General features: G+C 44.0%; 14 protein-coding genes. 7 read left to right on the top strand and 7 right to left on the bottom strand.

The features are described 5' to 3' along the window. Positions 1-407: 407 nt before the first annotated feature. Positions 408-1,007, bottom strand: coding sequence for a macro domain-containing protein (locus RMY16_RS20875; protein WP_322738008.1), 600 nt, complete (start codon positions 1,005-1,007; stop codon positions 408-410). Positions 1,008-1,476: 469 nt separating this feature from the next. Here RMY16_RS20875 and fusA point away from each other — a divergent pair, with 469 nt between their 5' ends. From fusA to RMY16_RS20895, 4 genes are all read left to right on the top strand, one after another. Beyond that, positions 1,477-3,480: an elongation factor G gene (fusA, locus tag RMY16_RS20880; protein WP_322738009.1), complete on the top strand. Its 2,004-nt coding sequence runs from the start codon at positions 1,477-1,479 to the stop codon at positions 3,478-3,480. Positions 3,481-3,546: 66 nt separating this feature from the next. Next, positions 3,547-4,413, top strand: a complete 867-nt coding sequence (locus RMY16_RS20885; protein WP_322738010.1) for a GNAT family N-acetyltransferase — start codon at positions 3,547-3,549, stop codon at positions 4,411-4,413. A gap of 134 nt (positions 4,414-4,547) precedes the next feature. Then, positions 4,548-5,423, top strand: coding sequence for a GNAT family N-acetyltransferase (locus RMY16_RS20890; protein WP_322738011.1), 876 nt, complete (start codon positions 4,548-4,550; stop codon positions 5,421-5,423). Positions 5,424-5,485: 62 nt separating this feature from the next. Next, positions 5,486-6,274: a Uma2 family endonuclease gene (locus RMY16_RS20895; RefSeq protein WP_322738021.1), complete on the top strand. Its 789-nt coding sequence runs from the start codon at positions 5,486-5,488 to the stop codon at positions 6,272-6,274. A 13-nt stretch (positions 6,275-6,287) separates the two neighbouring features. Here the strand turns inward: RMY16_RS20895 and RMY16_RS20900 are convergent, their stop codons facing one another. Then, positions 6,288-7,004, bottom strand: a complete 717-nt coding sequence (locus tag RMY16_RS20900; protein ID WP_322738012.1) for a molybdopterin-dependent oxidoreductase — start codon at positions 7,002-7,004, stop codon at positions 6,288-6,290. A gap of 234 nt (positions 7,005-7,238) precedes the next feature. Between RMY16_RS20900 and RMY16_RS20905 the strand changes: the two genes are divergently transcribed. From RMY16_RS20905 to RMY16_RS20915, 3 genes are all read left to right on the top strand, one after another. Further along, entirely contained in the window at positions 7,239-8,231 is a 993-nt protein-coding gene (locus RMY16_RS20905) for a hypothetical protein (RefSeq protein ID WP_322738013.1), read from the top strand. 112 nt (positions 8,232-8,343) lie between these two features. Next, a complete protein-coding gene (locus RMY16_RS20910; RefSeq protein ID WP_322738014.1) occupies positions 8,344-13,995 on the top strand; it encodes an AAA family ATPase in 5,652 nt (1,883 codons plus the stop codon). After that, positions 13,988-14,467, top strand: coding sequence for a response regulator (locus tag RMY16_RS20915; protein WP_322738015.1), 480 nt, complete (start codon positions 13,988-13,990; stop codon positions 14,465-14,467). Before RMY16_RS20910 ends, RMY16_RS20915 begins: the two co-directional genes overlap by 8 nt. A gap of 3 nt (positions 14,468-14,470) precedes the next feature. Here RMY16_RS20915 and RMY16_RS20920 read toward each other — a convergent pair whose 3' ends face one another. From RMY16_RS20920 to RMY16_RS20940, 5 genes are all read right to left on the bottom strand, one after another. Continuing rightward, positions 14,471-14,953 carry a type II toxin-antitoxin system VapC family toxin gene (locus tag RMY16_RS20920; protein ID WP_322738016.1) on the bottom strand — a complete coding sequence of 161 codons (483 nt, stop codon included), beginning with the start codon at positions 14,951-14,953 and terminating at the stop codon, positions 14,471-14,473. Further along, on the bottom strand, positions 14,953-15,285 hold the full coding sequence (locus RMY16_RS20925) for a hypothetical protein (protein ID WP_322738017.1): 333 nt from the start codon (positions 15,283-15,285) through the stop codon (positions 14,953-14,955). The genes RMY16_RS20920 and RMY16_RS20925 overlap by 1 nt, the downstream gene beginning before the upstream one ends. Before the next feature lie 109 nt (positions 15,286-15,394). Continuing rightward, the gene (bioF, locus tag RMY16_RS20930; protein WP_322738018.1) at positions 15,395-16,573 is read right to left on the bottom strand and encodes an 8-amino-7-oxononanoate synthase; all 1,179 of its coding nucleotides are present in this window, start codon (positions 16,571-16,573) and stop codon (positions 15,395-15,397) included. Between the two features lie 143 nt (positions 16,574-16,716). Then, positions 16,717-17,349, bottom strand: a complete 633-nt coding sequence (gene ruvA / locus RMY16_RS20935; RefSeq protein ID WP_109007998.1) for a Holliday junction branch migration protein RuvA — start codon at positions 17,347-17,349, stop codon at positions 16,717-16,719. Continuing rightward, positions 17,349-17,664 (bottom strand): HAD-IIB family hydrolase (locus tag RMY16_RS20940; RefSeq protein ID WP_322738019.1); only part of this gene is annotated, 316 nt, incomplete at its 5' end. The genes RMY16_RS20940 and ruvA, both read right to left, overlap by 1 nt.

A 17,664-nucleotide genomic window follows, 5' to 3' on the forward strand; every position in this document is an offset into this window, starting at 1 on the left:
CACGACTATTGGAGTACAACTCTTTAATATTCATTCTTACTAGGCGTTAGCCTATTCTTTATTTCTTCAGCGCGAAGCGTTCAAAAGAAAATATTTAAAGTCTATTTCACTCCACGACTATTGGAGTACAACTCTTTATTTATTTTCTTCATATACTTGTAGGCGTTAGCCTAGTTAGCCTATTCTTTCTTTAACTCAAAAAGCACAAAAAAATACCAGCCATCTGCTTTTCAGGTGACTGGTATTTATCAATTGCCTTTACTTGAAGCTAGTAAATAGCTTCGATAATTAAGTGATTTACTAGCTTTTTACGAATGATTTAAGATTTATCTATAAGTGTTTAACTGTCATCTAGCTGGAGTAGCGATCGCCCCAGTAATATAATCCACTAGGACATTTTTTAAACTTTACCTAAAATCTCCTCCTTCCCATATCTGAAGTTGTCTTTCAGCCGCAACTATGCAATTGAGATATTTGGGTGGATAGAGAAAACGATCGTAAGCTAATGCCATCTGTCTAGCAGCTTCAGTGTATGGCACTCGTCCTATTCCCGTACCCAATCCAGGACAGGCAATGGTGTTAATTTTTTGCTTAACGTGTTGATTATGGTGTCGAACTGACAGCAGCATCGCCCACATCGCAATATAAGGAATATCTGTCCCAGCAATAATCATGGGAACTCGCATAGTCGGTGTATGAGCCAAAAAAGGATGTTTGTGATCGCCTGTTTTCACAATCATTGATGTTCCCGCAGGTTGTTCGCCCAAATAATCCTCAAGAATGCGCTGCTGGACTCTTGCCATTAAGTAAGGGCCGAAAAAACGGATAATTGCCGCATCTATGCCACCATCCATCATTCCGAAAGAGTTAGCAGGGCTGACCATACAATCAAAATCTGGCAAGCACTCGAAATAGTTATTCACTATTTCTACATTGGGTAAGTAATTAAAATGCTGTTCAAAGGCTGCACACAACAAAGAGTCGGGAGCTACCAATATCAATTTCAAGCTTTCATTTCCTCCGCTTGAATACCTATTTTAAACGTCAGCGAGGGCGAATATCAACTGTTTATCTGACTTTTCGCGTCAGCTAGAAAGACCCACGAAAAACCTAACCCCCTTCCCGCATCGGGAACTACGGTGTACACACAAGTCTGAAATAGCTGATTAACCAGGGTTTTACCCCACCCTAACCCTCCCCTTGTAAAGGGGAGGGAACCGGATTTTTCTTGTTTCCCCCCTTTACAAGGGGGAACTAAGGGGGGTAATTCGACTTGTGTGTACACCGTAGCGCATCGGGAAGGGGGAAAATTCAAAGTCTCTCTCCTTTTAGGAGAGAGGTTTTCCAGATAGCGTGAAAAGCCAGAACGGTTTTTCTGTATTATCAGCCTTTTATTTTATTTATACTACATATATAATACAAAATATATCACCACTCAGTTGGTGACTGTTTGTAGCTTAAACAAAAGGAAATTTTATGATTCCCCGAACACGCATCCGAAATATTGGTATCTCTGCCCACATCGACTCTGGTAAAACTACGTTGTCAGAGCGAATTCTCTTCTACACGGGCAGAATCCACGCTATTGAGGAAGTGCGGGGAGGCGGTAAGGGTGCAACGATGGATTTTATGCCAGAAGAAAAACTACATGGTATAACCATTACTTCTGCTGCTACCACCTGCCAGTGGCACGATACCCAAATCAACCTGATTGATACACCTGGACACGTAGATTTTACAATTGAAGTGGAACGCGCCCTGCGGGTATTGGATGGGGCAGTGATGGTGCTGTGTGCTGTGGCGGGCGTGCAGTCCCAGTCGATTACGGTGGATCGGCAAATGAAGCGCTACCGTGTGCCGCGTTTGGCGTTCATCAACAAAATGGATCGGACGGGGGCAGATCCATTTCGTGTAGTACAGGGAATACGCGATCGCTTGCAACTAAATGCGGTATTACTCCAGTATCCTATCGGCAGTGAAGACCAATTCCAGGGAGTCATTGACCTGGTAGAAATGACTGCTGACTACTTTGAGGATGAAAACGGGGAAAACTGGGTGAAAAAGCCAATTCCCGAACCTCTTAGAAATGAAGCACAACAGGCACGGGAGAAGTTGCTAGATACTTTGTCACTGTTCTCAGAACCGATGACCGAGATGCTACTGGCGGGTGAGGAGATTCCTAAAGAATTAATTTGGCAAACCATCCGACAGGCAACCTTGAGCCTAGAATTCACACCTGTACTGCTGGGTTCGGCATTCAAAAATAAAGGAGTGCAAAACTTATTGGATGCAGTTGCGCTTTATCTACCATCTCCCGTAGATAGAGAAGTGGTCAAAACCGCAGAGTCGGTTAGTGTCTATCCTAACCCCGATGCTTCCTTGGTGGCATTGGCATTTAAACTCACCGTTGAATCCTTTGGGCAGTTGACCTATACCCGGATTTACTCTGGGACGCTCAAACCCGGCGATACCGTCTACAACTCGCGGACTGAACAGCGAGTGCAAATCGGTCGCTTGGTGAGAATGCACGCCAATAAGCGAGAAGAGGTAAAAGTTGCCGTTGCTGGGGATATTGTGGCTCTGTTGGGTGTGGATTGTGCTTCTGGTGATACATTCTGTTCTGGAGAACCACTGGTATCTCTAGAGAAGATGTTTGTGCCGGAACCAGTAATTACGCTGGCAATTACGCCCAAGAAACAGGAAGATAGCGATCGCCTTTCCAAAGCACTCAATCGCTTTCAAAGGGAAGACCCCACCTTCCGGTTGAGCATCGACCCCGAATCAGGCGCAACTCTGATTTCTGGGATGGGCGAACTCCACTTGGAAATTTACCTGGAGCGCATCCAACGGGAATATAATGCCGAGGTCTACGTCGGTACTCCTGCGGTGGCGTACCGGGAAACCATTAGGCAACAAGCTACCTTTGACTACCGATTCAAGAAACAGTCAGGCGGCCCTGGTCAATACGCTCATATTACTGGATGGATTGAACCCACAGATCAGCCGTTTGTCTTTGAGAATCGAGTGGTTGGAGGCGCGATTCCCAAAGAATATATCCCAGCGTGTGAGAAAGGTTTCCGTGAGGCGATGCAATCAGGACAGCTGGAAGGCTATCCGGTAACTGGGGTGAAAGTCGTTCTGGATGGTGGTTCTTATCACCCAATTGACTCTTCAGAATTGGCTTTCCGGTCAGCATCTCATCAAGCAATTGAGGGTGCGATCGCCAAAGCCAAACCCTACATCCTGGAACCCATCATGCTTGTAGAGGTGGAAACACCCCACGAGTTCATGGGAAGGGTTCAAGGTGACTTATCCTCTCGTCGGGGTTTGTTGTTGGGTTCTGAGACAATGCAGGGATACACGGTGGTTCGAGCCGAAGTACCGCTAGCGCGAATGTTTGGGTATTCTACAGAATTGCGATCGCTTACTTCTGGCATGGCTACTTTTTCAATGGAGTTTGCCTGCTATCGCCAGTCCTAGCATCTTGAAGTAGCTTTTAGGGACACAGTTAGGCTGTGTCCCTTTCAATTATCACAGGAGGTTTTTGTGCCTATTTTGAGAACTCTGCAACCTGGAGATGAAGTATCGCTGGAAGCATTTCTCTTGCAACACACTGATACTTCTATGTTTTTACGCTCTAATTGGCGAGCGGCGGGACTGCTTGACCAAGGTGCCAGATTTCAAGGAACTTACATAGCGGCCTACATAGATGGAACTATAGTGGCAGTTGCAGCCCATTTTTGGAATGGGATGATTGTAGTCCAAGCCCCTGTACATCTGCCAGACGTGGTACAAGCAGTTGTGGCACAATCTGGACGTGCCATCTCTGGAATTAGTGGCCCAGCAGCACAAGTTGAAGCGACAAAAAGTATTTTGGGACTTAGCAACCGACCAACTCAGCTTGATGAGGCTGAGATATTGTTTTCTCTAGCACTGCAAGATTTGCAAATACCTGAAGCTTTAGCATCGGCAAAGGTGCAGTGTCGTTTGCCACATCCAGAAGAGCTGGAGTTACTGGGCGAATGGTGTACTGCTTATAATCTGGAAACTTTAGGACGAAAAGATACTCCCAGTTTAAGACCTGATTGCGATCGCATAATTGAGGCACGTCAAGCTACGGCTATGCATTGGGTTTTGGTAGCAGGAGATACCCCAGTTTCCTACTCTGCTTTCAATGCTAGCTTACCTGATATTGTGCAAATTGGTGGAGTGTGGACACCGCCAGAACTGCGGGGTCAAGGCTACGCCAAAAGTGTGGTAGCAGGCTCATTGTTAGATGCGCGATCGCAGGGGGTAAAACGTGCCATCCTATTTACAGGTGATAATAACCAAGCAGCTCAAGCAGTTTATCGAGGAATTGGCTTTTTGCCTACTGGCGAGAAGTATGGCTTGGTCTTATTTGAAGAGACTTAGGCTTGAGAAATATTGGGTTAAACGTTAGAAGTGCAACACCTTACGCCCTTGCTATCCATTTATATTTCAGCTGTTTCTGGATTTGCTGGAATTGATTTTGTAGTTTTTACCGAATTGATTGTAATACTTGAACTATGAGCCAGTATCGTTTCAAACAGTCATTCTCTGATGATCCCAGCTTAAGCGATAAGCTTTTTGACTTGATAGAAGTCACATTTCCCGGACTCAGCAGTTTAGCAGAATGTGCAAGACAACTAGGTGCATCCTGGGAAACAGCTTCAACTCCGTTTATGCGCTTTCATGATGATATAGCTATTACCCATGTGGGAGTGTTAGAAATTCCCATGCAAATTATGGGACAAAGGCTCACTGTCGGAGGAGTTCATGGAGTAGCTACCCGTGCAGAATTTCGCCGGAGAGGGTATTACCGTGAAGTGATGGAGGAAGTGCTAGGGTATTGCGATCGCCTTTACGAAACCCTGGTACTGACGACACCACAACCGGAGCTTTACTTACCTTTTGGTTTTCGTGTTGTCGAAGAACACATCTTCAAAGTTAAGTGTAACTCTACAGGTGGCACTGATAGGTTCCGAGTACTGAATTTTACCAATACTAGAGATTACACATTGCTACATAGACTTTTAGAAACACGCATTCCTGTCTCTAATATAGTTGGCGTAGTCAACGAAAAACCTGTGTTCTGTGTCAATGAAGGAAGTCGTCCCTTATATTATGCAGAAGATTTAGATTTAATCGCCTGTATGGAGATAGAAGATAACCGACTTCATCTTTTCGATTTAGTGACAACGCAGATATGCCCTTTAAAGAATATTATTAGTAAGATACCTCAACCCATCGAAGAAGTGGTGATTTACTTTAGTCCAGAACTTCTGGATGTCAAAGATGTGCAAGCATTCAGCCATACTTTTGATGAAACTGTGCTGATGGTTCGCGGCAAATTTGCGGCGGAGGGCGAGAAATTTATGCTACCCCGTTCTGCAAGGTGTTGAGTCACTCAAAAACAATTGAATCATAATAGAACTGAAAGTTTCATCATTAGGATTGCTTTATGATGTATCAAACTGACCCGCCGCGATCGCCAAAAGATGTATTGCCAACCATGTACGATCTTCCTAGCGAAGACCCAGAGGAGCCTGGTTTGCCCGATCAGTTTCATTTATTACAACCTCGTCTGTTAGACGAAACCTTTCGTCCACCAAATTATCCAAGCGACGAGATATTTGTTGCTAGCGATCTGAATCTTTATTACGATCCGCGCTATCCACTGTGGTATAAGCGGCCAGATTGGTTTGCTGTTTTAGGTGTTTCCCGTCTCTACGAACAAAGAGATTTACGTTTAAGTTATGTTGTTTGGCAAGAGGGAGTTCATCCTTTTATTGTGGTTGAATTGCTGTCTCCAGGTACTGAAAAGGAAGACCTGGGGCAGACATTGCGAGATATCAAGCAACCACCAGCAAAATGGGAAGTGTATGAGCAGATTCTACGTATTCCTTATTATGTAGTATTTGATCGGTACAAATATAAATTAAGGGTGTTTAAATTAGATGGCGGTCGTTATGCTGAGATAGCACTGTCAGAGTCACGCTTTTGGATACCAGAATTAGAATTAGGCTTGGGTGTTTGGCAGGGACGCTATCAAGATGTAGAACAGCCTTGGTTACGGTGGTATGATTGGACAGGCGGCTGGGTATTGACTTCTACAGAACAAGAAAGTCAACGGGCTGAACAAGAAAGTCAACGGGCTGAACAAGAAAGACAACGGGCTGAACAAGAAAGACAACGGGCCGAACGGTTGATTGCACAATTGCGATCGCTAGGCGTTGAACCTGATATAGATTAACTTTTTGCCTGCCTTATAGCCCTGCAAACCATTCATAGCCCCGATCTTCCCAATAGCCTTTAGTAGGTAACAAATTGCTGACGAATGTAATTTGAGTTACCCACTTGCTTTGCTTGTAGCCCAGTTTAATTGGGGATGCTAGGCGCATGGGCGCACCATTATCAACTGATAAGGGTTGTCCATTCTTTTGATAAGCCATGAGAGTTTGGGGATGTATGGCAGAAGCAAGATCCCAGCTTTCATAGTAGCCATCAGCAGATTTGAAGTAGACATAACGGACGTTTGACTTAGGCTGTACCAGCGCTACTAAATCTCGTAATCGCACACCTCCCCATTGAACGATCGCAGCCCAGCCTTCAACACAGACATGGCGAATTACCATTGAAGTCAAGGGCAGTTTTTGAATATCGGTCATGCTCAATTGCATTGCATTATTGACCTCACCATCAATTATTAAGCGAAACTGTGCCGGATCAATTTGCGGGGTAAAGTCAAAGGTATTTACCAGCAATTTATCTGCTTCTATGGCAGTAACAGGAAATTCAGGTATAGGTTTTTGAGTTAGCAGAAGCGCTTCAAGACTTTGGTTTAATGGCTCAGAGATTTGCCGCAGATTATCTGAGAACAAATTTGTTCCACAGCCACCAAGAAGAAAGCCTACCCCTGAAAGCCCAGATACTTGTAGTAACCGACGACGGGATAGGGTACGTTTGGGAAGAATCAGACTCATAAAACCTCTACAGAAACATAGATTTTACTAATTTGACTAATTCAAGGGTTAAAGCAAAGGTAAAAGTCAATATTTCGCATTTATCTGCCTTGCGATCGTCAACCTAAAGATTGTAAGTTAGTTACACACATAAAAATCCCCACGCATTTATTTTCTACTGATAACGGATATTTAATTTGTCTTAAGCGCTATTTTAAAAACATAAAAAACCTTAATTAGCTACAAATTTCAAATATGTCAAATAACAAAGACTTTTCATCCGAAAAAAGCTCTTCCGTTAAAAATGTCTTGATTATAGGTGTAGCTGGGTATATTGGCGGAGCGCTGTGCCAAAAGTTTTCTCAGACACAAGATTTTGCAGTATTGGCACTTGTGCGTCCGAGTAGTGATATTGAGGGTATAAAGCCTTTCTGCAAGGAAATAATTCGCTCTCAAGAGGTAGCAATTTCCAGTAATGATGTTGCACAAGCAATTCGTAAGCATGATATTACAACAGTAATTAATGTGGCGTGGCACATGCCTCCAGAATCAACCCAAGAAGCTCAATTCGCTTTAGACCGTATAGCATTAGAAGCCGCTTTATACGGTACTAGTGCAGTTTCGCCAGATATTCATGTAATTACAACCAGTGGGAATTTCTCTTTGATTACCGCCAATGGAGGACGAATAACAGAAATACCGCCGCCAAAAGGATATACACTGCCTGAATATTTAGTATGTCTTGACTTACTAGTAGGTGTAAATGTGTTGAAAGATGGGCTAGTAGAAGAATATATCAGTAATGGAGGTAACGCCTCGATTGTCTATCCTTCATCAGTATATGGTTCAGCACCAACTCGTGGCAGTTTCTGGGATTTTGCAATTCAGCAGTTCATTACAAAGAAACCACACCAAGGCTATCAGCCATTTCCACCAGATTTTATGACGGCGTGGATTCATGTTGAAGATTTAGCAGACTGTTACATTGCAGTAGCGCGATTTGGCTCCAAGGGAGGACACTACCTTGCTGCGCCTGAAAATTTTACTATTAGCCAGGTGTCAAAAATGTTTGCCCAGGCTGCTCAAGTAGAATTTATAGCGCCAGTCTTTGAAAACAAAGACAAAGTTATATTTGATGATTCTCATACTAGAGAAGTACTTCAACTTCAATGGAAGTATAAACTGGCTGATGAGATGAAAGGTTGGATAGAGAGAATAAAAGAGTTAGGAACTTATTTTTTAGAGTAAATAAAGGGTAAGTCTAAATAAATGAATCATTAAGGGTTTGACTATTGTATAATCTGCCTTGCGAATCAACCCTCCTTTGCTCCTCAATGTAAGAATTGAAGGCCGTTGAACCATGCTGGAAATTCCTGAATATAAAATTTGGGCAAAAATCCATGAAAGTGCTAATTCACGGGTCTATCGGGGAATTCGTGAACGGGATCATTTGCCTTTAATCTTTAAAATTTTGAAGAAAGACTACCCCACCCGAGAAGAAATTACGCGCTATAAGCTCGAATACGAAATTACGCGCAGTTTATCATTGGAAGGCGTTATCCAGGCTTACGGCTTGCAGCAATATCACAGTACATTTGCGATCATTCTGGAGGATTTTGGAGGGGAATCTTTAACAAAAATTACAGCGGCAAGAAGGTTTTCCTTAACAGAGTTTCTCAAGTTAGCTGTTCAGATCGCTGAGGTTTTAGGTGAAATTCATACCGCAAATATTATTCATAAGGATATTAATCCATCTAATATTGTTTTAAATATAGAAACACAACAACTTAAAATTATTGACTTTGGGATTTCAACCGCCCGATCGCAGGAAAAATTAACTCTCAAAAATCCAACAGTATTAGAGGGAACATTAGCTTACATCTCTCCAGAGCAAACAGGTAGAATGAACCGTTCTCTGGACTACCGAACTGATTTTTACTCTTTAGGTGTCACCTTTTACCAATTATTGACTCATCGGCTGCCGTTTGAATCTAGTGATGCCTTGGAATTGATTCATTACCACCTGGCTCTGGAACCTGTTCCACCCCATGTTATTGATCCAGAAATTCCTGTGATAGTTTCAGAAATTGTCCTGAAACTATTAGCTAAAACAGCAGAGGATCGGTATCAAAGTGCCTGGGGAATTAAAAATGATTTAGAACAGTGTTTAATGGAGCTACAACATAGGGGACGAATTGAGCCTTTTTTGTTAGCGCAACAGGATATTTCTGATAAGTTTCATATCCCGGAAAAACTCTATGGCAGAGAAAGGGAGATTGAGACATTATTAGCAGCATTTGCCAGGGTAGCAGGTAACAGAGATGGAGAGAGGGACGACCTGTCGTCTTCTCAAGTTGAACTGATGCTGATAGCAGGATACTCCGGTATTGGCAAGTCAGTTTTGGTGCAGGAAATTTATAAACCCATTACACAACAACGGGGCTACTTTATTTCGGGCAAATTTGACCAGTATCAGCGCAATATTCCTTACTTTGCGATCGCTCAAGCCTTTGAGTCACTCATCAAACAATTACTGACCGAGGACGACGTACAACTGTGTCAGTGGCGTGACAACCTTTTAACTGCTCTCGCCTCAAACAGTCGCGTCATTACCCAGGTAATTCCAACATTGGAATTAATTGTTGGCAATCAACCAGACGTACCAATTCTACCGCCAACAGAAGCCCAAAATCGCTTTCACCAAGTCTTCCAAAATTTCATTCGCGTCTTTACACAGCCAGAACATCCACTCGTCGTCTTTTTAGATGATCTCCAGTGGGCAGATAATGCCTCGCTGAAGCTAATTCAATTGCTAGCTACCTCCACCGAGAAACAATCGTTGTTGTTGATGGGGGCATACCGGGATAACGAGGTAAATGCAGCCCATCCCCTGATCCAGATGGTCGAGGAAATTCGCCAAGGTGAAGGAGTAGTAAACCAACTTTCTCTCGCAGCATTGAGCCTACCTGATATCAATCAGCTGATTGCAGATACATTACACTGCCAACCAGAAGATTCGCTGCCCTTAGCGGAACTGGTGCAACTAAAAACTGGTGGAAATCCCTTTTTCATCAATGAATTTTTGAAATCTCTCTACACGGAAGGGTTACTGGAATTTGATCGCCAAACAAATAAATGGCAATGGTCGATAGAGCAAATTCACAATCAAGGAATTACCGATAATATTGTGGAGTTGATGGCAGGCAAGATTCAAAAGCTCAACATTCAGACGCAGCAAATGTTACAGCTATCTGCCTGCATTGGCAACTCTTTTGATCTGGAAACCCTGGCATTTGCGGCTGAACTATCTCAACGGGAAGCCGCCCAAGCATTAGGAGTAGCGATCGCTCAAGGGTTGATTCTGCCCATGAGCAATGCTTACAAATCGGTTGAGTTGGATGTGCCCCTTCCTGACTGTCCTGCAATAGAATACAAATTTGCTCACGATCGCATTCAGCAGGCAGCCTATTCCCTGATGCCAGAAGCTAGGCAAAGAATCATCCACCTGCAACTTGGAAAATGCTTGCTACAAAATACTCCAGTCGAGCAACGAGAACAAAAGATTTTTGATATCACTAATCAACTCAACCTGGGTAAAGCACTGATTCAACAGCAGTCAGAGCGAGATGAACTAGCAGAGTTAAATTACTTGGCAGGTAACAAAGCTAGCGCCTCTGCTGCCTATAATTCAGCCCTACAATATTTCCAGACTGCCTTATCTTTGCTAGCAGAAGATTGCTGGCAAAGGCAATATGCTCTTACCCTAAAGCTCTACATTAAGGCGGCAGAAGCCGAATATTTGAATATCCATTTTGAGCAGGCAAATATTCTGGCAGAGATTGCTTTAAATAACGCTGCAAACTTACTCGATCGCGTCAGAGTTTACGAATTACAAATGCAAATTTGTATGGCACAGATCGAACTAGTGAAAGCCATCGAGATTGGTTTGCAAGTTCTAGAACAACTCGATAGTTCTCTAGTGGTTTTAGAAAAAGAAGAAAGCCTACTGATAAAGTTGCCTAGCCTCGCTACCTTATCAGCCATGCCTGTGATGACCGATCCATACAAACTTTCTGCTATGCAGATTTTGATAATTTTGTGTGGGCCTGTGTTTATGGCAAAGCCGGAAAGTTTTCCGCCGCTGATCATCACTATGATTAATCTTTGTCTTGAGCATGGTAACTCATCATTATCTGCATTTGGTTATGGTCTTTATGGCTTGCTGCTGTCTGGAACAGGTAGGGTCGAGGAGGGATATCACGCTGGAAAAATTGCCTTAGAACTGCTCGAAATGTTCAACACCAGAGAACTGACTGCAAAAATTTATAACTTATTCAACTCTAATATTAGAACCTGGAAAGAACATGCAAAAAATAGCATTGCTCCCTTGCAAGAAGCGGTACAAGTTGGGCTAGATACCGGAGATATTGAATGGGGTGGTTATGCGGCTGCTAACCTCTGTAGCTATCTGTTTTTTTGTGAAGAGAACCTGGCCGCAGCTGTTCAACAGCAGGCAATCTACGTTGACCTCTCCATCAAACTTCAACAAGAGATCCCAACTTACTTTACTCAAGTATGGAGACAGCTAGGGTTAAATTTGCGCGGATTTGCAAAAGACCGATGTCACTTAATTGGTGAGAGCTTTAATGAAGCGGATATGCTACCGCGTTTAATTGCAGCAAAAACGGGCACCGTTCTATACATTTTTTATGTTGCTAAGACCATTCTGCTGTATCACTTCGGCGAGTATGACCAAGCGCTAAAACAGGCACACTTGGCACAACAGCAAGCAGGTGCAGCCTTTGGGTTTATGCAGGTGGCAGTTCTCAACTTTTACCATTCCCTGGCACTTTTGGCGGATTATTTGGAAGTTCAGCCTAATTACCAAGAAACTTATCTACAACAGGTTGAGGCAAACCAGAAACAGATGCAGTTCTGGGCACACCACGCCCCGATGAACTATTTGCACAAGTGGTACTTGGTAGAAGCAGAACGGTATCGGGTGTTGGGTCAGGTGGTGGAAGCAATGGATGCCTACGATCGCGCCATTACCCTGGCAAGAGAAAATGAATACCTCCAAGAAGAGGCGCTAGCAAACGAACTAGCAGCAAAGTTTTATCTGGCAAACAACCGGATAACGATCGCCAAAGCCTATCTGCAAGAGGCGAGATATGGTTATTTAAGGTGGGGGGCAACCGCTAAAGTCGAGGAGATAGACAAGCACTATCCCCAATTGCTAGAGATACGCTCAGAAAGAACCGAAAAACGTAAAGTTGACACTACAGAATCGGCTGCAACTAAGTTAGAAATACTGGATTTAGAAACGGTGTTGAAAGCCTCCCAAGCGATCGCTAGTGAAATTCTGTTAGATAAACTCCTGGCAAAACTGATGACCATCCTGATTGAAAATGCTGGGGCGCAAACGGGTTATCTGGTTTTGCCAACACAAGACGAATGGCGAGTTGAAGCGATGGGGTCGATTGGCAATGAGACAGTAGCCGTTTTGCAATCAATTCCCCTGGAATCGAGATCAGCAGATAGCACTCCTTACTTGCCAACTGCCCTGATTAATTACGTGGTTCGCACCCAAGAAAGTGTTATTCTCGACAATGCTGCTCAATTGGGCAACTTTCAATCTGAACCCTGGATTGTACAGCACCAATCGAAATCAATTCTTTGTGCGCCTCTTTTGAACCAGGGAAAACTAACTGGAATTGTCCTTTTAGAAAATAATCTCACCACCAGCGCCTTTACCCCAGAGCGAATTGAAATCTTCAGTTTACTTTCTACTCAAGCAGCCATTTCCATTGACAATGCCCGTCTGTTGAAGCAGCAGGCAGAACTGAATGAATCCTTACGGGCTGAAATTACTGAACGCCAACGGGCAGAGAAAGACCGCGATCGCCTAATTACCATCCTGGAAGCCTCTACTGACTATATTGGCATGGCTGATCCCCAAGGCAATATTCTCTGGAATAACACTCAAGCCAACAAACTAGCAGAAAAGCCTTTAAATAAAGATTCTGCCTTTAGTATCCCCAATTATCATCCTCAGTGGGCATTAGAACTGGTTCAAAATGAAGGAATTCCAACGGCAGTTCGAGATGGCACTTGGGTTGGTGAAACGGCTTTAATAGACAGAGATGGCAGGGAATTCCCAGTTTCCCAATTGATCATTGCTCACAAAGCATCAGATGGCAGCCTAGAATATCTTTCTAGCGTCACGCGGGATATCAGCGCCCTCAAAGCAGCTGAGGCAGAAGTCCGCCAACTGAATACTGAATTGGAAGAACGAGTCATCCAGCGAACTGCCGAATTGCAAGCTGCTAACAAAGCGTTGGAAGCTTTTTCTTACTCTGTTTCTCATGATTTACGGGCACCGCTACGGGCGATCGTTGGTTTTTCGAGAATGATCCAAGAAGACTACGGTGAACAACTCGATGCGGAAGGCAATCGTTACCTAAAAGTTGTGCGGGAGAATGCCAAACGCATGGGTGAGTTGATCGATGATCTGTTGAACCTATCCCGCCTAGATCGTAAGGAAATGTATCTACAGCCCGTCTTGCCAAATGAGATAATTCAACAGGTGCTGAGTGATTTAGCCTCAGATTTGAAGGGTCGTCAGATTGAGTTTGCGATCGCTGATTTACCTATATGTCAGGCTGATCCTTCACTACTCAAACAAGTCTGGATAAATCTGTTATCAAATGCGATCAAGTACACCCGCTATAAATCTTCTGCTTACATTGAAGTGGGCTATGAGGTTATGGATGGGGAAGGAGTGTATTTTATCAAAGATAATGGAGCCGGATTTAATATGCGATATGCCGATAATCTGTTTGGGGTATTTCAACGTCTGCACCGCGAACAAGATTTTGCAGGTACGGGGATCGGACTAGCGATCGTGCAACGCATTATTCAACGCCACAGTGGGCGTATCTGGGCCGAAGCAGCGGTTGCTCAAGGCGCGACCTTTTACTTCACCGTTCCCAACAAAATAAGCCATGACTGACCAACCCATTGATCAGCCCACTGAACCATTTTCTCAGCAACCAACTTTCATTGTATTAGTTGAAGATAATCCTACTGATGCCGAGTTAACTATTCGGGCATTGCGTCGCGGCAGAATCAGCAATCAGATTCAACTGCTCGAAGATGGGGCCGAAGCCCTTGATTTTCTCTTTTGTCAGGGAAATTATGCCCACCGTAGCATGACGAATCAACCCAAAGTCATTTTGCTGGATTTGAAACTGCCAAGGATAAGTGGATTAGAAGTTTTACGGCAACTCAAGTCTGATCCACGCACACAAATGATTCCGGTTGTGGTGCTGACTTCTTCTGCTGAAGATCAGGATATGATTGAGAGTTACCAACTTGGGGTGAATAGTTACATCGTCAAACCTGTTGATTTTGAACAATTCAACGAAGCAGTCAAACAGCTTGGTTTTTATTGGGTCTTGTTTAACCAATCGCCATTATTGTAATAATTAACCTGAGTTCGGGATAAGGAAAAGGACAAGGTTTAACTTAAGTGTAATCGTGCTGGGATTAACAGCAGTAATTTCTGAGTAACGGGCAAAATCACTAATATTAAACGTAAGGATATGGGTCAGCCCATGCACTAGCATAGCCGCTGTCAAGCGTGCATCGTGGACATTAACCCCTTTTATCTGATACTGCATAACAAGCCGCTCCCATTCGTCGTAAATGCTTGCGGTATCTGTCAGAAAAGTAAAGAAAGCTTTCAACCGGATGATTTCTTCTCCAGCTTCAGAGGCAGTGTGACCCAGCCCATTTTTATTAGCTGGACGGGTATACACGTTCCAAAACTCAATGAGATTCTGTGGTACGATGCAGAGGATTTCCCCCTGATGACGCAGCAAGGAAATTGCATTGATTGCATCGTTGTACATTGGGTGGTTAGAGTCTGCGCTCCGCAGCAGGACATTGGTATCGAGCAGATAAGCCACTAGAGCCTCTCGTCCTCATACATACTTTCCCGGCTTACCGCATAGTCCGAAAGGGGAGGTGCATCATGGCGGTGACTTGCTGCCCATTCCCGGAAAGCTGTTACCCACTCTGATGCTGTTGCAGTTTCATGGAAGGGACGTTCTGACTGTTTTACCAGTTGCCGCAACAGGGTATCTATATATGGTTTAACCTGCTCTGGAGAAATATTGGTGATGCTTGCCAATAACCGAACTATATTTTCTAACTCGTCTTGATGTTGTTCTTGCAAGTTTTGTAGGTGCTGATAAATCAAGGTTTTCTGAGCATCGCCTTCATCGGTATCTGGATTCATAAGTGTCCTACCGTTGTATGCGCTATTTTCATTATGGGAGGTTTTAAGCCTTTATCAACAAGTATGTAATTACAAATTACGTAGCTTGCTTCTCATGCCTTGGCGAGTATTACGAATTACGAATTATATTAGAATCCTTCAGCACTGCTACAAATTTTTCAATATGTGCTGCTTCATGAGTTGCCATTAAAGATATTCTGATCCGACTTGTGGGTACTGTGGGAGGGCGAATTGCTGGGGCAAAAATGCCAGCATCTCTTAGCTGTTTTCCAGCTTTGAGTGCATCTGTGGCATTAGGCAATTGAAAACATAATATAGGTGACTCAGAAGGCAGCAATTTTAAGTTAGGTAGCTGTTGTTGCAGTAAATTTTTTAAGTAATGTACATTTTGCCACAATTGGGCACGGCGTTGCGGTTCTTGTTGCACTATCTTAATCGCTGCTAAGGCTGCTGCTGTATCAGCAGGTGAAAGCCCAGTGGTGTAAATCCAAGTGGGTGCGCGGTTGCGTAAAAAGTCAATTAAGGCGCTACTTCCTGCCACATAGCCGCCTAAACTACCCAAAGCTTTACTTAAGGTGCCAACTTGAATTAACTGCTTTCCTGTACACCCAAAATGTTCGACACACCCAGCGCCAGTTTTTCCTAGTACCCCAGTGGCATGAGCTTCATCAACCAGCAGCATACAACTAAATTCATCAGCGAGATCCAATAGTGCAGGTAACGGACATAAATCACCATCCATGCTGAAGACAGTATCAGTAAGAATCAAACAGCGTCGGTAATTTTGCCGCTGCTGGTTCAACTGAGTTTTTAATACTGCCATATCACAGTGTGGATATTTCACAACTGCTGCACCACTGAGAATCGCTCCATTTTTTAGACTGGAATGATTGTACTGGTCAGAGAATATTAAATCGCGCTTGCCCACAAGGGCGGTAATTGCACCCAAATTTGCTAAATACCCGGAACTAAATACCAAGGCATCTTCTGTGTGTTTGGTAGATGCGATCGCCTCCTCTAACTCCCTGTGTAACTCTCGATGCCCACTGAGTAATCTAGAACCAGTGCTTCCAGTCCCAAATTCTGCGATCGCAGCCGTTGCCGCTGCCATCAAACGCTCATCTCCAGCCAATCCCAAATAGTCATTGCTGGCAAAATTAATGACCTCTTGCCCAGCTAAAACCACCGTTGCACCCGGACGACCGTGGATTGTTTGTACCGAACGATACCAGTCCGCCCGATGAATTGTTGCTAAGGACTGTTCTAGCCAGGCATAAGGGTCAGTCATTGGGGTAGGGGGCAGGGGGGCAGGGGAGCAGGGGAGCAGCACTTCGGCTGCGCAGTTCGACTGCGCTCACTGTAAACTCAGTGACCGGGGAGCAGGGGAGAATAAGAAATAACTAATGACAAAGGACAAAGGACAAATGACAATTAAACTTGTTCGCTACTGAGATGAGCGATCGCTTGTTTAATCCAATCTTCGACATAGGCATCTTTGGGTAGTCCGATATCTTCACTTACCACATGCAGGGCGTGACTGACCTCATGGGCAGTATATCCCAAGGCGAAGAGGGTCATTTGCACCTCTTCGAGAATTCCTGGTGCTGGCCCGCCTGTGGCGACGAAGAACCCGGCTGATTTGCGCCACTCGACTAATTTGCTTTTCAGTTCCAAACAGATGCGTTCTGCGATTTTTTTGCCCACTCCTGGAGCCTGAATGAGGATTTGTGTATTGCCAGCGATGATTGCTTGGACTAAATCTGGTAGTTCCAGAGTGTCTAGGAGGGCGATCGCTAAGGCTGCACCAATACCTGTGACAGTCAGCAAGTGGCGAAATAAATCGCGTTCGGCTGGTGAAGCAAAGCCATATAGAAAAGGCACTTCTTCACGAATTTGCAAATGGGTAAAAATTTGCGCCACTCCTCCTGACTCTGGTAACTGATTGGCTAGCCGTTGGGGAACTTGCAAATCATACCCCAAGCCATTCACTTCCAGAGTCAGAATTACGCGATTAGCGCCAATTGTTTGGATACCAGCGACTATACCTTTTAAATAACTAATCATTACAAGAGACCAAAATAATTTAAGCCTTCAATAATTCCACCTGCACAAAAACCTTTTGCCAGGTAGTGGTGGTCAGCGGGATACTCATTGTGCCATTGGAGTAACTCTTTGCGGGCATTCCCCACAATGATTCCCCGTTCGTTGCCTACAGCAAATAAAGCAATATCATTACCCGAATCACCACAGACAACTGTTTGTTCTGCTGCAAATTTCCACTTCTGGCGTAAAAACTGCATTGCTTGACCTTTATCGCTGGTCAGGGGTACAATGTCAAGGTCTATTCCGCTACTGTAGATTAACTTTACATTTAATTTA

Origin of the sequence: Nostoc sp. DedQUE12b (assembly GCF_034530835.1) — a bacterium.
GTDB lineage: Bacteria > Cyanobacteriota > Cyanobacteriia > Cyanobacteriales > Nostocaceae > Nostoc.

Bases quoted from the DNA above. Each gene is read 5' to 3' on its own strand.
- fusA (WP_322738009.1), top strand. From the start codon at position 1,477: ATGATTCCCCGAACACGCATCCGAAATATTGGTATCTCTGCCCACATC.
- RMY16_RS20890 (WP_322738011.1), top strand. From the start codon at position 4,548: ATGAGCCAGTATCGTTTCAAACAGTCATTCTCTGATGATCCCAGCTTA.
- RMY16_RS20895 (WP_322738021.1), top strand. From the start codon at position 5,486: ATGTATCAAACTGACCCGCCGCGATCGCCAAAAGATGTATTGCCAACC.
- RMY16_RS20900 (WP_322738012.1), bottom strand. From the start codon at position 7,004: ATGAGTCTGATTCTTCCCAAACGTACCCTATCCCGTCGTCGGTTACTA.
- RMY16_RS20905 (WP_322738013.1), top strand. From the start codon at position 7,239: ATGTCAAATAACAAAGACTTTTCATCCGAAAAAAGCTCTTCCGTTAAA.
- RMY16_RS20910 (WP_322738014.1), top strand. From the start codon at position 8,344: ATGCTGGAAATTCCTGAATATAAAATTTGGGCAAAAATCCATGAAAGT.
- RMY16_RS20915 (WP_322738015.1), top strand. From the start codon at position 13,988: ATGACTGACCAACCCATTGATCAGCCCACTGAACCATTTTCTCAGCAA.
- RMY16_RS20925 (WP_322738017.1), bottom strand. From the start codon at position 15,285: ATGAATCCAGATACCGATGAAGGCGATGCTCAGAAAACCTTGATTTAT.
- bioF (WP_322738018.1), bottom strand. From the start codon at position 16,573: ATGACTGACCCTTATGCCTGGCTAGAACAGTCCTTAGCAACAATTCAT.
- ruvA (WP_109007998.1), bottom strand. From the start codon at position 17,349: ATGATTAGTTATTTAAAAGGTATAGTCGCTGGTATCCAAACAATTGGC.